General features: G+C 69.5%; 14 protein-coding genes. 7 read left to right on the top strand and 7 right to left on the bottom strand.

Translation table 11 applies throughout. From position 1 onward, the window contains the following. Positions 1-10: 10 nt before the first annotated feature. The 3 genes from ACIPWY_RS14065 to ACIPWY_RS14075 all read right to left on the bottom strand — a co-directional run bounded on the left by ACIPWY_RS14065 (position 11) and on the right by ACIPWY_RS14075 (position 3,010). Positions 11-793: a TrmH family RNA methyltransferase gene (locus ACIPWY_RS14065; RefSeq protein WP_362907719.1), complete on the bottom strand. Its 783-nt coding sequence runs from the start codon at positions 791-793 to the stop codon at positions 11-13. 100 nt (positions 794-893) lie between these two features. Beyond that, positions 894-2,093 carry an HTTM domain-containing protein gene (locus tag ACIPWY_RS14070; RefSeq protein WP_393699320.1) on the bottom strand — a complete coding sequence of 400 codons (1,200 nt, stop codon included), beginning with the start codon at positions 2,091-2,093 and terminating at the stop codon, positions 894-896. Further along, positions 2,090-3,010, bottom strand: a complete 921-nt coding sequence (locus tag ACIPWY_RS14075; protein WP_393699318.1) for a DUF5819 family protein — start codon at positions 3,008-3,010, stop codon at positions 2,090-2,092. The genes ACIPWY_RS14070 and ACIPWY_RS14075 overlap by 4 nt, the downstream gene beginning before the upstream one ends. Positions 3,011-3,260: 250 nt before the next feature. Between ACIPWY_RS14075 and paaA the strand changes: the two genes are divergently transcribed. The 6 genes from paaA to ACIPWY_RS14105 all read left to right on the top strand — a co-directional run bounded on the left by paaA (position 3,261) and on the right by ACIPWY_RS14105 (position 8,343). Further along, positions 3,261-4,313, top strand: a complete 1,053-nt coding sequence (gene paaA / locus ACIPWY_RS14080) for a 1,2-phenylacetyl-CoA epoxidase subunit PaaA (RefSeq protein WP_362907722.1) — start codon at positions 3,261-3,263, stop codon at positions 4,311-4,313. Continuing rightward, positions 4,310-4,600, top strand: a complete 291-nt coding sequence (gene paaB, locus ACIPWY_RS14085) for a 1,2-phenylacetyl-CoA epoxidase subunit PaaB (protein WP_362907723.1) — start codon at positions 4,310-4,312, stop codon at positions 4,598-4,600. Before paaA ends, paaB begins: the two co-directional genes overlap by 4 nt. Beyond that, positions 4,597-5,343 carry a 1,2-phenylacetyl-CoA epoxidase subunit PaaC gene (gene paaC, locus ACIPWY_RS14090; protein WP_393699315.1) on the top strand — a complete coding sequence of 249 codons (747 nt, stop codon included), beginning with the start codon at positions 4,597-4,599 and terminating at the stop codon, positions 5,341-5,343. The genes paaB and paaC overlap by 4 nt, the downstream gene beginning before the upstream one ends. Next, positions 5,337-5,963, top strand: coding sequence for a 1,2-phenylacetyl-CoA epoxidase subunit PaaD (paaD, locus tag ACIPWY_RS14095; protein ID WP_362907725.1), 627 nt, complete (start codon positions 5,337-5,339; stop codon positions 5,961-5,963). The genes paaC and paaD overlap by 7 nt, the downstream gene beginning before the upstream one ends. Beyond that, positions 5,963-7,036 carry a 2Fe-2S iron-sulfur cluster-binding protein gene (locus tag ACIPWY_RS14100; protein WP_393699312.1) on the top strand — a complete coding sequence of 358 codons (1,074 nt, stop codon included), beginning with the start codon at positions 5,963-5,965 and terminating at the stop codon, positions 7,034-7,036. Before paaD ends, ACIPWY_RS14100 begins: the two co-directional genes overlap by 1 nt. A 161-nt stretch (positions 7,037-7,197) precedes the next feature. Next, positions 7,198-8,343: an acyl-CoA dehydrogenase family protein gene (locus ACIPWY_RS14105; RefSeq protein ID WP_393699310.1), complete on the top strand. Its 1,146-nt coding sequence runs from the start codon at positions 7,198-7,200 to the stop codon at positions 8,341-8,343. 8 nt (positions 8,344-8,351) lie between these two features. Here the strand turns inward: ACIPWY_RS14105 and ACIPWY_RS14110 are convergent, their stop codons facing one another. The 4 genes from ACIPWY_RS14110 to ACIPWY_RS14125 form a co-directional block, all read right to left on the bottom strand. Further along, entirely contained in the window at positions 8,352-8,681 is a 330-nt protein-coding gene (locus ACIPWY_RS14110; RefSeq protein ID WP_116512043.1) for a rhodanese-like domain-containing protein, read from the bottom strand. 255 nt (positions 8,682-8,936) lie between these two features. Next, positions 8,937-9,839 carry a hypothetical protein gene (locus tag ACIPWY_RS14115; protein ID WP_362907728.1) on the bottom strand — a complete coding sequence of 301 codons (903 nt, stop codon included), beginning with the start codon at positions 9,837-9,839 and terminating at the stop codon, positions 8,937-8,939. Between the two features lie 289 nt (positions 9,840-10,128). Then, on the bottom strand, positions 10,129-11,562 hold the full coding sequence (locus ACIPWY_RS14120; RefSeq protein ID WP_362907729.1) for a DUF2252 domain-containing protein: 1,434 nt from the start codon (positions 11,560-11,562) through the stop codon (positions 10,129-10,131). Positions 11,563-11,872: 310 nt separating this feature from the next. Further along, on the bottom strand, positions 11,873-12,259 hold the full coding sequence (locus tag ACIPWY_RS14125; protein WP_362907730.1) for a helix-turn-helix domain-containing protein: 387 nt from the start codon (positions 12,257-12,259) through the stop codon (positions 11,873-11,875). Between the two features lie 119 nt (positions 12,260-12,378). Here ACIPWY_RS14125 and ACIPWY_RS14130 point away from each other — a divergent pair, with 119 nt between their 5' ends. Further along, positions 12,379-13,038 carry an FMN-dependent NADH-azoreductase gene (locus ACIPWY_RS14130; RefSeq protein WP_393699307.1) on the top strand — a complete coding sequence of 220 codons (660 nt, stop codon included), beginning with the start codon at positions 12,379-12,381 and terminating at the stop codon, positions 13,036-13,038. Positions 13,039-13,623 lie beyond the last annotated feature (585 nt).

A 13,623-nucleotide genomic window follows, 5' to 3' on the forward strand; every position in this document is an offset into this window, starting at 1 on the left:
GGACGCCTGCTCAGGCAGCCGGGCGGCCCACCGGACCGCCCGGCGTGCCACAGGTACTCCAGTGGAAGAGCGTCATGCCGACGCTCGTCGCCAGGTTGTAGCTGGAGACCTGCGCCCGCATCGGCAGTGACACCAAGTGATCGGCGCGGGCGCGCAGTTCGGGCGACAGGCCGCTGCGCTCCGAGCCGAAGGCGAGCAGCGCGTCGTCCGGCAGCTCTGTCCCCCGGATGTCCTCGCCCTCCGGATCGAGCGCGTACACGGGCCCTGGCGGCAGCTCCGCCACCGCCAGGCGCTCGACCGCGGTCGCGAAGTGCAGGCCCGCGCCCCCGCGTACGACGGTGGGATGCCAGGGGTCGAGGCTGCCGGTCATGACGACGCCCGTCGCCCCGAAGCCCGCGGCGAGCCGGATGACGGCGCCCGCGTTGCCGAGGTTGCGGGGGTTGTCGAGGACGACGACGGGCGCGGTCCTCGGCAGGTGCGCCACGGCGGCCAGGTTCGCCGCCCGGTCCGGCCGCACCGCCAGCGCGGCCACCCCCGTGGGATGCAGACGCGGCACCAGAGCACGCAGCGTGTCCTCCGGCACCTCCTCCACAAGCCCGTCAAGCGCGTCCCGCACATCCGGAGCGAGCTCCTCTGCCAGGGCGAGCGCGGCGGCACGACTGGTCGCCAGGGCCACGGGCACGCGCGCGCCGAAACGCAGGGCGTGCTTGAGCGCGTGGAACCCGTCGAGAAGCACGGCCGAGTCGGCACGTGCGCGCCATTCAACGACGCCGGCGATGTCCGCCCTGCTCATGCTGCTCGCCTGCTCATACTGCTCGCCTGTTCACGCTGTTCGCCCTGCTCACGCCTGTTGCCTGTTCACGCCGTGTGCCTCTGCCCGCTGTCCGCCCTACTCATGGCGTGAAGCCTACGTGGGCCTGTTCGGGGCTCTCCGCGGCGCGAGGCCCCGGCACCGAAGGAGCACCGGCCGTACGGGAAAACAGGCCTCCACGCGCGCGTGCCACCCATCCGCCCAGCCGCTTCAGGAAAGGCGTCGGCAGGAACACGGCATCGGCGGCGATCATCGCGAGCGAGAAGAACGGCAGCCCGAGCAGGACGGCGATCACCGCGTGCTCGCACATCATGGCGACCAGCAGGACGTTCTTGACGCGCCGGTTGAACAGCGTGAACGGGAAGGCGACCTGCACGACGACCGTCCCGTACGACACGAGCATCACCATCAGCCCGTGCGAGGCGAGCAGGTCGCCGAGGGCCGGCCAGGGAGAGAAATAGTCCAGGTGGAGCGGGTAGTAGACCGCCGTCCCGTCCTGCCAGCGACTGCCCTGGATCTTGTACCAGCCGGCGGTCGCGTAGATCAGACACGCCTCCGCCATGATCACGAGGAGCGCGGCGTTGTGCGCCAGGTTCGCGATCACGTCGAACAGCAGTCGGGGCTCGCTGTACGGGTCCCTCCGGTTCACCGCCCACCACAGGCCCTGCACGGCCCACAGTCCCCAGAACACGACCAGCCAGCCCCCGCTCACGACCCCCATGAACGTGATCACGGAGAGTCCGAGGCCGACGAGCCACCACAGCACCGGCCCCACTCTGTCCGGCCGCAGGATGTCGCTCTCACGCGCACTGTGTTCACGCGCGCGTGCCGCCCGCCGCGCGTCCAGCGACCAGACCTGCCCGCACCGCGTGAACACCAGGTAGATCGACATCAGATGGATGACGTTGTCGCCGCCGTCGCCCATGAAGATGCTGCGGTTCTGCAGCGAGAGCACGCCGATCATGAACAGGACGGACATGGTGCGGGTACGCCAGCCCAGCATCAGCAGCGCACTGGACACGAGCGCGGCGGCGTAGACGATCTCGAACCAGACGCGGCCGTCCGACCACATCAGAGCGGTGAAGGCGCCGTTACCGGAGATGAGCTGCTGCGCCATGTCCCAGCTCCACGGCCCGTCGGGCCCGTAGAGCTCGTGACGGTTGGGGAACTCGCGCAGCAGGAAGAGAAGCCAGGTCGCGGAGAACCCGATCCGGATCATGGCGCTCTGATAGGGGCCGAGGGCGAACCCGGTGACGCGGTCTATGCGGCCTATGCGGTTCACCGGGCATCCGTCCCGTCACCGGCGGCACGCGCACGCGTGCTGTTGCTGTCGCTGTCGCTGTCGCTGTCGAGTGCCCTGTCCGCGACCGTCACCGTCGACCAGGGAATCTGCCGGTAGAGAGGCTTGGGATCGACTTTCTCGTCACTCCACGGGGGCGGCGCCACGTTGGTGGTCCGCGAGCGGACCTGGACGCGGGCGATGGATTCTCTCTTGCCCGCGGCCGTCTTGCCGGCGGCCGTCAGCCCGTCCTCGTGGGACAGACGCAGGACGACGATGCGGCGGATGTAGCGCTCGGAAAGCTGGCCGCGCAGGCCGTTCGGGCGGTTCTCACTGTCGTGCGCGGAGACGTAGAAGTCCCAGGCCCGCCGCAACTCGTTCTGCTGCGTGTGGCTGGGCAGCAGATTCCCGTCGATGTCGGCGCCGTCGCGTGCCGACAGGTCGTACCAGCCGGTCGTGCGCGTACCGCCGTCAGCCGTACGGATCTCCGCGCGGGCCTGCACGGCGATGTTCTGCTGAAGCGGGTTGGGCGCGAACAGCTTCCAGTTCTGCTCGAACTCCGGATATATCCAGCCGTCGATGGCCCGGCCGTACTCCTTGGAGACGGTATTGGGCGGCGCGACGTGCAAAAACACCATCGCGACGTGCACACACGCCCCGAGAGCGACCACGACCAGCGCGCAGGCGGCGGCGATCTGGTAGCGGAGGGAGAGGGCGGACAGGCCGATGCGGGGCGAGGCGGTTGGAGGCAGGGGTGGGGGTGTGGGGGGTGGGTTCGGGGGATCCAGCTCGGGCGCCTGGTCCGGCTCGGGCACCTGGCCGAGCTCAGGCTCACGGCCAGGAGCCGGACTCCGCAAAGGGTCCGGCTTCAGCTCCGGGTCGGAACGCCGGGCGGTCGAGCCCTTGTCGTACGCGTCCATGCCGCCCCGTTTCCCCGAGTCTCCCGATACCCCCGGTCCGCCCTTGTGCCGAACCGATTCCTCGCCACGCGGCCCGCTCCCGGCGCCGCACCGGCACGGTACTCAGCCGAGCACGCGAGGCACAGGGCCATGGGACTTATCCACAGGCCGGACCTCGCAGGGTTGACACCCTACGACGCTCGTCCCACCATTGGATCCAACGAACCGAACGATCGGTCGGGAGATTCGTTCAAGGTCGAGGGAGACCGGGATGGCGACAGCAGCTGCGCACCAAACGGCGCGGACACAGGCGGCCCACGCCACGTCCGACACCGCCGGCACCGCCTCGGGCACCGCCGCGTATCAGGCAGCGTTCGACGCCGCCGTCGCGGCGGACGAGCGCATCGAGCCCCGCGACTGGATGCCGGACGCCTATCGCGCGACGCTTGTGCGCCAGATCGCGCAGCACGCCCACTCCGAGATCATCGGGATGCAGCCGGAGGCCAACTGGATCACGCGCGCCCCTTCACTGCGGCGCAAGGCGATCCTGATGTCCAAGGTCCAGGACGAGGCCGGCCACGGCCTGTACCTGTACAGCGCCGCCGAAACGCTGGGCACGGGCCGCGACGAGCTCCTCGACAAACTGCACAGCGGCCGCCAGAAATACTCGTCGATCTTCAACTATCCGACGCTGACCTGGGCGGACGTCGGCGCCGTCGGCTGGCTCGTGGACGGCGCCGCGATCACGAACCAGGTCCCCCTGTGCCGCTGCTCGTACGGGCCGTACGCGCGCGCCATGGTGCGGATCTGCAAGGAAGAGTCGTTCCACCAGCGCCAGGGCTACGAGCTGCTGCTCGCCCTGAGCCACGGCACCGAGGCCCAGCACGCGATGGCTCAGGACGCCGTCGACCGCTGGTGGTGGCCGTCCCTGATGATGTTCGGTCCTCCGGACGACGAGTCTTCGCACTCCGCGCAGTCGATGGAGTGGAAGATCAAGCGCCATTCGAACGACGAGCTGCGCCAGCGCTTCGTCGACATCTGCGTCCCGCAGGCCGAGACCCTCGGGCTCACCCTCCCCGACCCGGACCTCGTGTGGAACGAGGAGCGCGGGCACCACGACTTCGGAGCCATCGACTGGACGGAGTTCCGGGAGGTCCTGAAGGGCAACGGGCCGTGCAACGACCAGCGGATCACCCAGCGCAGGCGGGCGCACGCCGAGGGCGCCTGGGTCAGGGAAGCGGCCGCGGCCCACGCGGCGAAACACTCCGAGGCGAAGCACTCAGGAGCACAAGACTCCGGGGCGAACGGGAAGGCGACGGCATGAGCGACGCGAAGGACTGGCCGCTGTGGGAGGTCTTCGTACGCTCCCGGCGCGGACTGTCACACACCCACGCGGGAAGCCTGCACGCGCCGGACGCCGAGCTCGCCCTGCGTAACGCACGCGATCTGTACACCCGCCGCGGCGAAGGCGTTTCGATCTGGGTCGTCCCGTCCACCTCGATCACCGCCACCTCGCCCGACGAGAAGGACCCCTTCTTCGAGTCCGCCGCCGACAAGCCGTACAGGCACCCGACGTTCTACGAGATCCCGGAAGGGGTGAAGCACCTGTGACCACGTCCCTGAACCCGGCCTCCGCCGACGGCACCGTCAGCGCTGCCGCGGCGCTCGCCCTGGGCGACGACGCGCTCGTGCTGGCACACCGACTGGGGGAGTGGGCCGGACACGCCCCGGTCCTCGAAGAAGAAGTCGCCCTGTCCAACATCGCGCTCGACCTCCTCGGCCAGGCCCGGGTCCTGCTCTCCTTCGTCGGCGACGAGGACGAGCTGGCCTACCTGCGCGAGGAACGCGCCTTCCGGAACGTCCAGTTGGTCGAACAGCCCAACGGTGACTTCGCCCACACCATCACCCGCCAGCTGTACTTCTCCACCTACCAGCACCTCCTGTACGGCCGCCTCGCCGCGACCGACGGACCGCTCGCCGGCCTCGCCGCCAAGGCGGTCAAGGAGGTCGCCTACCACCGGGACCACGCCGAACAGTGGACCGTACGCCTCGGAGACGGCACCGCCGAAAGCCACGACCGGATGCAGCGGGCCTGCGACGCACTCTGGCGTCACACCGGAGAGATGTTCCAGCCCATCGACGGCATCGACATCGACTGGCCGGAGATGGAAGCCAGTTGGACCGCATCCGTCACCGCCGTCCTGGACCGGGCGACCCTGACCGTCCCCGAGCGACCGCGGACCGGGGCCTGGAGCGCCGGCGCCGGACGCCAGGGCCTGCACACGGAGCCCTTCGGACGGATGCTCGCCGAGATGCAGCACCTCCACCGCAGCCACCCGGGGGCGTCATGGTGACCAAAGCCCCCGAGGCCTCCCCCCAGGACACCGCCGACCGGCCGGAGACCCCGCTCGAAGCGGAGCTGCGCCGCCTCGCCGGCTCCGTGCCCGACCCTGAACTGCCCGTACTCACCCTGGAAGAGCTCGGTGTGCTCCGCGCCGTCCACTGCCTCACCCCGGGCAGCGTCGAGGTCGAGCTCACCCCCACCTACACCGGCTGCCCAGCCGTCGAGGCCATGTCCACGGACATCGAGCGCGTCCTGCACGAGCACGGCATTCCGGAGGTCACCGTCCGGCGGGTGCTGGCACCGGCCTGGACCACGGACGACATCACGGACGAGGGCCGCCGCAAGCTCCGGGAGTTCGGCATAGCGCCACCCCGCGCCGTCCAGGCGGACCAAGGGCCCGTGACCGTCGCCCTGGGCCCCACCCGCACCACAACACCCATGCGCACAACTGCCGACGCGGCCGCCGCCACGCTCCTCGGCGCCCCCGAGGCCGGCGACGCCCCCCTGCGCTGCCCGCACTGCGGATCCACGGACACCGAACTGCTGAGCCGCTTCTCCTCCACCGCCTGCAAGGCCCTGCGGCGCTGCCTCGACTGCCGCGAACCCTTCGACCACTTCAAGGAGTTGTGATGGCCCGCTTCCACCAGCTCCGCGTAGCAGCGGTCGACCGGCTCACCGACGACTCCGTGGCCCTCACCTTCGAGGTCCCCGAACCCCTGCGTGAGGAATTCCGCCACGCACCGGGCCAGCACCTCGCCCTGCGCCGCCCGGCCAACGAGGGCGAGATCGACAACGGCGAGATCCGGCGCACCTACTCGATCTGCTCACCCGCCCCAGGCTCGGAAGGGCCCCGCACCCTCCGCGTCGGTGTCCGCCTCGTCGAAGGCGGATCCTTCTCGACGTACGCCCTCAAGGAGATCGCCGTCGGCGACGCCCTCGAGGTCATGACCCCCGCCGGTCGCTTCATCCTCGAACCCGCCCCCGGGCTCTACGCCGCCGTGGTCGGCGGCAGCGGCATCACTCCTGTCCTGTCGATCGCGGCCACCCTGCTCGCCCGCGAACCGAACGCCCGCTTCTGCCTCATCCGCAGCGACCGCACCGCCGCGTCGACGATGTTCTTGGACGAGGTGGCCGACCTGAAGGACCGGTACCCCGCCCGATTCCAGCTGGTCACGGTCCTCTCCAGGGAGGAACAGCAGGCAGGCCTCGACTCCGGCCGCCTGGACCAGGAACGCCTGACGACCCTGCTGCCCGCACTGCTCCCTGTGGACGAGGTAGCCGGCTGGTACCTCTGCGGCCCGTTCGGACTCGTACAAGGAGCGGAACGCACGCTGCGCGCCCTCGGCGTACGAAGAGGCCGCATCCACGAGGAGATCTTCCACGTCGACGACGGTCCGGCACCCGCCCGCCCCGCGACGGCCCTCGCGCACTCCACAGTCACCGCCCAGCTCGACGGCCGCTCCGGCACCTGGCCCGTCAGCGACGGCGAATCACTCCTGGAGACGGTGCTGCGCAACCGCCCCGACGCGCCGTACGCCTGCAAGGGCGGCGTATGCGGGACCTGCCGCGCGTTCCTCGTCTCGGGCGAGGTGCGTATGGACCGGAACTTCGCACTCGAACCCGAGGAGACCGACGCGGGCTACGTACTCGCCTGCCAGTCCCACCCGGCCACGGAGACGGTGGAACTCGACTTCGACCGCTGACGCTGACCCACTGACCCACTCAAGCCAGCCCCACTGCCCCCTCGCATTCCCTCCGCGTATCTCCTTCTCGTATTCCCTTCTCGTAGAACTTGTTCTACCTTGACGCACCGTCAGATTCTGGCGGGTCGCCACGATGAACCGGTGCACGGAGGGACAGGGCAGTGGACTTCACCTTCACCGAAGAGCAGCAGGCGGCCGTCGAAGCGGCCAGGGCCGTATTCGGCCATGTCGCGCCCGACAGCATGCCGAGCCCGGCCCTCACCCCCGGCGCGGTCGCCAACGACTTCGACCGGGCCCTGTGGTCGAAACTCGCCGACGCCGACCTGCTCAGCCTCCTGCTCGACCCCGAACACGGCGGCGCGGGCCTGGACGCCATCGCGCTCTGCCTGGTCCTACGGGAATCCGCCAAGACACTCGCTCGCGTCCCGCTCCTGGAACACACCGCTACCACAGTCGCCCTACAGACCTACGGAAGCGACGAGTTGAAGGAGCAGATCCTCCCCCGGGCAGCCCGTGGCGAACTCGTCCTCACCGTCGCCTCCGCCGGCCGCACCGGCCACGACCCGGCCCAACTCGCAGTCAGCGCACGGCACGACACAGACACCGGCACCGACATCTGGACTCTCGACGGCACCCAGACCGGCGTGCCCTGGGCTCACAACGCCGACCACATCGCCGTACCCGCCCACACCCCACAAGGCCGCACCATCATCGCCGTACTGCCCCGCTCGCACGCAGGGCTCACCCTCGCCGAACAGATCTCCACGACCGGCGAACGCCTCGGCGAACTCCACCTCGACTCCGTACGCCTCGACCCGCACCAGATCATCGAGACCGACGAGGCTTGGGACCGGCTGCACCAGCTCCTCACCACCGGAACCTGCGCTCAGGCACTGGGCCTCGGAGAACGCGTCCTTCAGATGACCGGCGACTACACCAGCAAGCGCGAACAGTTCGGCTACCCGGTGGCCACATTCCAAGCGGTCGCAGTCCAGGCCGCGGACCGTTACATCGACCTGCGCGCCATGGAAGCCACCCTCTGGCAGGCCGCCTGGCGCATCGGCACCCAGGCGGGCGGAGCGCTCCCCGCGGCAGGCGACATAGCGGTGGCCAAGATCTGGGCGTCCGAAGGCGTACGACGCGTCGTCCAGACCGCACAGCACCTGCACGGAGGATTCGGCGCCGACACCGACTACCCGCTGCACCGCTACCACGCCTGGGCCAAGCAGCTGGAACTGTCCCTCGGCCCGGCAGCCGCACACGAGGAGACACTCGGCGACCTACTGGCCGCCCATCCCCTCAGCTGATCCAGGGGTCAGAGCACGAAGCCCGACTGCCCCTTGTCGTCCACGACGGGGCGCCCTGCGGCGGCCCACACCTGCATGCCACCGTCCACATTCACCGCGTCGATGCCCTGCTGTACGAGGTACATCGTCACCTGCGCGGAACGCCCGCCGGACCGGCAGATCACGTTGACCCGACCGTCCTGGGGAGCCGCCTCGGTCAGCTCGCCGTAACGCGCCACGAACTCACTGATCGGAATGTGCAGCGCACCCTCGGCATGGCCCGCCTGCCACTCATCGTCCTCACGGACATCGAGGAGAAAGTCCCCGTCCACGAGCTCGCCGACCTCAACCGTGGGCACACCAGATCCGAAATGCATACCCCCGACGCTACCCGACCCCATCCGGGTCCTGACTCGCCAGGCACCGGGCCGGCCAGCCGCTCGGCCTCCCAGCCACCGAGCAGGAGACCCGTTCGGTCTGGCTCGCGGCCACGCACCTTCAGGCCGCCCGCTCAACCCACTCGCCCAACCACTGACCAGCCGCTCAACCCACTCGCCCAAAGCCGACCGGTCAGCCCACTCGCCCAACCACCAGCAGCCTGCTCGCCCAACCGCTCAGCTGCCAGCAGCCTGCTCGCGTATCAGGCGCTCCAGCTCGGCCTCGCGCTCGGCGACCTGCGCGAGCAGCTGCTCCGCGATCTCCTCGAGCAGCCGGTCGGGATCGTCCGGCGCCATCCGCAGCATCGCGCCGATCGCGCTTTCCTCCAGCTCCTGGGCAACGGCCGTCAACAGCTCCTTGCGCTGCGACAGCCACTCGAGCCGCTCGTACAGCTCCTCGCTCGGGCTGGGCTTACGCGCCTCGGGCACAGGCCCCGCGGCCCACTCGTCGGACAGCTCCGTCAGCAAGGCCTCGTCGCCACGGCCGTAGGCCGCGTTGACCCGCACGATGAACTCGTCGCGCCGCGCCCGATCCTTCTCGTCCTGCGCCAGGTCCGGGTGCGCCTTACGAACGAGCTCCCGGTAGAGCTTGCGAGCCTCGTCGCTGGGCCGCACCCGCTGCGGCGGCCGCACCGGCTGATCGGTGAGCATGGCGGACGCCTCCGGAGAGAGACCGTCCCCGTCCATCCACTGGTCGAACAGTTCCTCGACCGCGGGCATGGGCATCACGCGCGCCCTGGCCTCGTCCGCCTTACGCCGGTCCTCCGGGTCCCCGCTCCGCGCGGCAACCGCCTCGGCGATCTGCGCCTCGAGCTCGTCCAGGCGCGTATACATCGGGCCCAGCTTCTGGTGGTGCAGCCGAGAGAAGTTCTCCACCTCGACCCGGAACGTCTCCACCGCGATCTCGTACTCGATCAGCGCCTGCTCGGCGGCGAGCACAGCCCGCTCAAGCCGCTCCTCGGGTCGCCCTCCAGCAACGGGCTGCCCCTCAGTAACAGGCTGCCCCTCAGCAACGGGCTGCCCCTGCGGCTCGGCGGCAGGGGCCTCGGACGGGGTCGACTCGGCTTCCGGGGTCGTCACCCGACCAGCGTAGGGCACGGTCCGGGTCGCCCTGCTCGACGCCTGATTTCAAAGGTTCTGGGGGCTCCCCCTCCCCCCGCCCCCTCCCACCCCACCCCAGATCAGCTCAATTCAATTCAATTCAATTCAATTCTGCCCACCCGGAAATCACGCCAGGCCGACCCACCCCACCCAGGAACCACCCCGCCCAGGATTCACCTCAGGCCGACTCACCCACCCCGCCCGAAGGCCAGCCCTCTCCCCCTCACCTCCCCCAAACCGCCACCCCACGCGCCCTCAAACCCCCACATCAAACCCCCGCCTCAGCCCTCACCCTCCCCTCCCGCACAGCCTTGACCAGGGCTGCGTGGTCCTGTTCAGTGCGGTCCGCGTAGGTGACTGCGAACTGGGCGATGGCCTCGTCCAGTTCCTCGTTCTTGCCGCAGTAGCCGGCGATCAGTCGAGGGTCGGCGCTGTGTGCGTGTGCGCGGGCGAGGAGCGCGCCCGTCATGCGGCCGTAGTCGTCCATCTGATCGGCGGCAAGAGCCGCGGGGTCGACACTCCCCTTGCGGTTTCTGAACTGCCGTACCTGGAACGGGCGTCCGGCCACGGTCGTCCAGCCGAGCAAGATGTCGCTGACGACCTGCATCCGTTTCTGACCGAGGACCACGCGCCGCCCCTCGTGGATGGCGTCCGGCGTCTCGAATCCCACTGCCGGCAGGTGCGGCAGCAGCGCCGAGGGCCGCGCTTCCTTCACCTGGAGCACGAGCGCCTCTCCGCGGTGATCGAGGAGCAGCACCACATACGACCTCGTGCCCACGCTCCCGGTGCCGACGACGCGGAAGGCGACGTCCTGGATCGCGTAGCGGCCGAGCAGGGGCAGACGGTCTTCGGAGAGTGTCTGCAGGTAGTCGCCGAGGGATGCCGCGACCTCGGACGCCTCCTCGTCGCAGACGCGGCGCAGTACGGGTGGTGCGTCGACGAAGCGTCGGGTGCCGTCCTCGGCCAGTTCGGTGGACCTGGCGGCGAATCTTCCGCTGGTGTTGTTGCGTGCCTTCTCGGATACGCGTTCCAGCATGCCGACGAGGTCATGGGCGTCGGTGTGGGAGACGAGTTCCTCGTCGGCGATGGCGTTCCACGCGTCGAGGGCGGGCAGTCGGGCCAGCAGACGCATGGTGCGGCGGTACGCGCCGACCGCGTAGTGCGCGGCTTCCCGGCAGGTGTCCTCGTCGGCTCCGGCTACGCGGCCTGCGAGGACGAGCGAGGTGGCGAGTCTCTTCACGTCCCATTCCCAGGGGCCGTGCACCGTTTCGTCGAAGTCGTTCAGGTCGATGACCAGGCCGCCGCGGGCGTCGGCATAGAGGCCGAAGTTCGCCGCGTGGGCGTCTCCGCAGATCTGGGTGCCGATGCCGGTGACGGGCGTCTGAGCGAGATCGTGGGCCATGAGGCCGGCAGAGCCGCGCAGGAACGCGAACGGGGTCGCCGTCATCCTGCCGACGCGTATGGGTGTGAGCTCTTCTATCCGGCCGAGGTTGGACTCGTCGACCGCGGTGACGGCGTCGGGGCGTGCGGGGTGCAGGGTGAGGGTCGCGTGAGTGGATCGCGGTACGCGGCCGCGCAGGGCCTTGCCCTCTTGCTTGGGTGAGCCGGAGGAAGGTCGCGCCGCGAACCCCTGGACGGCGGGCAGCCGTCGAGCTGCCGGTTCTTCACGCTGTATCGGCACCGCCGTGTCGAGCTCGGTCACGCGGACCGCCTCCCCCGTCTCTGAACATCAACTGGCGACGACCGTACCGCCGTCGCCCGAAACGCGTCAGAGCCTGTGGACAACCCCGCGATTGTGGAAACCAGCGCGGAACCAGAGCCCGGAACCCGAGCGCGGAACCAGAGCCCGGAACCCGAGCGCGGAACCAGAGCCCGGAACCCGAGCGCGGAACCAGAACCTGGGACCCAAGCCCGGAACCCCAGCCCGGAACCCGAGCCCAGAACCCCAGCCCGGAACCCGAGCCCAGAACCCGAACCCGGAGGCAAAGCATCGGACCAGAGTTACCAGGGTTCTAACCCTCAGGCAGATACGCCTCGGCCCACAGCCCGAGTTCCTTGAGCGCCGGTTCGAGTGCGGCGCCCGCTTCGGTCAGTCGGTATGCCACGCGGAGCGGGGGGCCTTCGTCGACTTCGCGTACGACGAGGCCGGCGGCGCCGAGTTCGGTGAGGCGGTCCGAGAGCATGCGCTCGCTGATGCCGGGGATGGCTCGGCGCAGGTCGGCGAAGTGGACGGGGTGCTGGAGGAGGACGGAGACCACGAGTCCCGTCCAGCGTTTGCCGAGCAGGCCGAAGACGCGGGTGATGCCGCCGTCGACTCGCTTGCACGCGTCGGGGTTGTGGATCCCCGCCCCGCATGCGGCGCCGCTCTCGTCTTCCCCGTGTTCCCCGTTGCCCGCCATGCCTTCAGGGTACTGCCCTCCCGTAGGGGACTAAACAAAAGTAAGTTACTGTTCATAAGGTAGCTCCGAACGGAACTACACCTACGTACCTGCCCACCCCGCACTTTTGGAGACCCTCAATGCCCACCCTTCTGCACGTCGACTCGTCCGTCTGGCCCGGCTCGGCCTCCGCGTCCCGCACCGTCGCCGATGCCTTCCGCAAGACCTGGGAGGAGCAGCACTCCGACGGAACGGTGATCTACCGCGATTTGGCCGTGGACCCGGTCCCGCACCTGGACACGGTCGGCGCCTCAGCCGGTTTCGCCGAGCCCTCCACGCACAGCCCGGAGCAGGCCGCGGCTTTCGCCGAGCGTCTGAAGCTCATCGAGGAGCTGGAGCAGGCGGACGCCGTGCTGATCGGCGCCCCTATGTACAACTTCTCGATCCCGTCGACCCTGAAGGCCTGGCTGGACCAGGTCATCCTCATGGGGCGTACCGCCGGTGAGACGCCGTCCGCGAAGGGGACGCCTGTCACGGTCATCGCCAGCCGTGGCGGCTCGTACGCCCCGGGCACCCCGCGCGAGCCCTTCGAGTACGTGCAGAACTATCTGCGTGACCTTCTCGGCACGATGCTCGGCCTGGACGTGGACTTCATCGTTCCCGAGCTGACCCTGGCACACGCGACTCCGGCGATGAGCGAGCTCATCCCGCTCGCGGAGGCGTCCCGCGCCAAGGCCCTGGAGGACGCGGAGACCCGGGCCAAGGATCTCGCCGCGCGCTTCTCCGTCAACGCCGCCTGACGCCTCACCCCGCCACGCCCCGCCACCAAGGCGCACGGAAGCATCACAACCCCGAGGGTCCCCCCGTCCCATAGGACGCTGGGGGGGGACCGCCGGGGGACCCGCACCCACTCAGCAGCACCGGCACCGGCACCGGCACCGGCACCGGCACCGGCACCGGCACCGGCAAAACGCTATGGGCTGATCCCGCCGATGCTCCAAAGACGCTCACCGACGAAACGCAATCCTCAGGCCTCATGAGCCCGACGCACAGATGGTTTCCCGGCCTGGGGGCACAGATTTCCCTCGGCGCAGGCCAGGGGTGTCAAGGCCTTGAGCCTCCAGCACCCGAAGTCCGCGCTCCGCACTCAATAACCGCAGGGGTCTTCTGCCAGCCCTCTTCGCTATGCCCGAGCTCACTTGCTGTCTCTGCTCCTCTTTCCCGCCCACGTCAGGCAGACCCATCGGGTAAGGGCTCCTACCAGAACGGCAACAACGATCGCCCCCCAATCGATGACGTGCGGAAGTCCAGGGAAGAAGGCGAAGAAGGCGAGTGTCACGACGAGACCCGCCACGAACGCGGCGATCCCAGCGGGCCGCCGCCGC

The organism is Streptomyces sp. NPDC090032, assembly GCF_044748025.1.
Taxonomy (GTDB): Bacteria; Actinomycetota; Actinomycetes; order Streptomycetales; family Streptomycetaceae; genus Streptomyces.

Excerpts from the sequence above, each read along its gene's own strand:
- ACIPWY_RS14065 (WP_362907719.1), bottom strand. The coding sequence starts at position 793 with ATGAGCAGGGCGGACATCGCCGGCGTCGTTGAATGGCGCGCACGTGCC.
- ACIPWY_RS14075 (WP_393699318.1), bottom strand. The coding sequence starts at position 3,010 with ATGGACGCGTACGACAAGGGCTCGACCGCCCGGCGTTCCGACCCGGAG.
- paaA (WP_362907722.1), top strand. The coding sequence starts at position 3,261 with ATGGCGACAGCAGCTGCGCACCAAACGGCGCGGACACAGGCGGCCCAC.
- paaB (WP_362907723.1), top strand. The coding sequence starts at position 4,310 with ATGAGCGACGCGAAGGACTGGCCGCTGTGGGAGGTCTTCGTACGCTCC.
- paaD (WP_362907725.1), top strand. The coding sequence starts at position 5,337 with ATGGTGACCAAAGCCCCCGAGGCCTCCCCCCAGGACACCGCCGACCGG.
- ACIPWY_RS14100 (WP_393699312.1), top strand. The coding sequence starts at position 5,963 with ATGGCCCGCTTCCACCAGCTCCGCGTAGCAGCGGTCGACCGGCTCACC.
- ACIPWY_RS14125 (WP_362907730.1), bottom strand. The coding sequence starts at position 12,259 with ATGGCGGGCAACGGGGAACACGGGGAAGACGAGAGCGGCGCCGCATGC.
- ACIPWY_RS14130 (WP_393699307.1), top strand. The coding sequence starts at position 12,379 with ATGCCCACCCTTCTGCACGTCGACTCGTCCGTCTGGCCCGGCTCGGCC.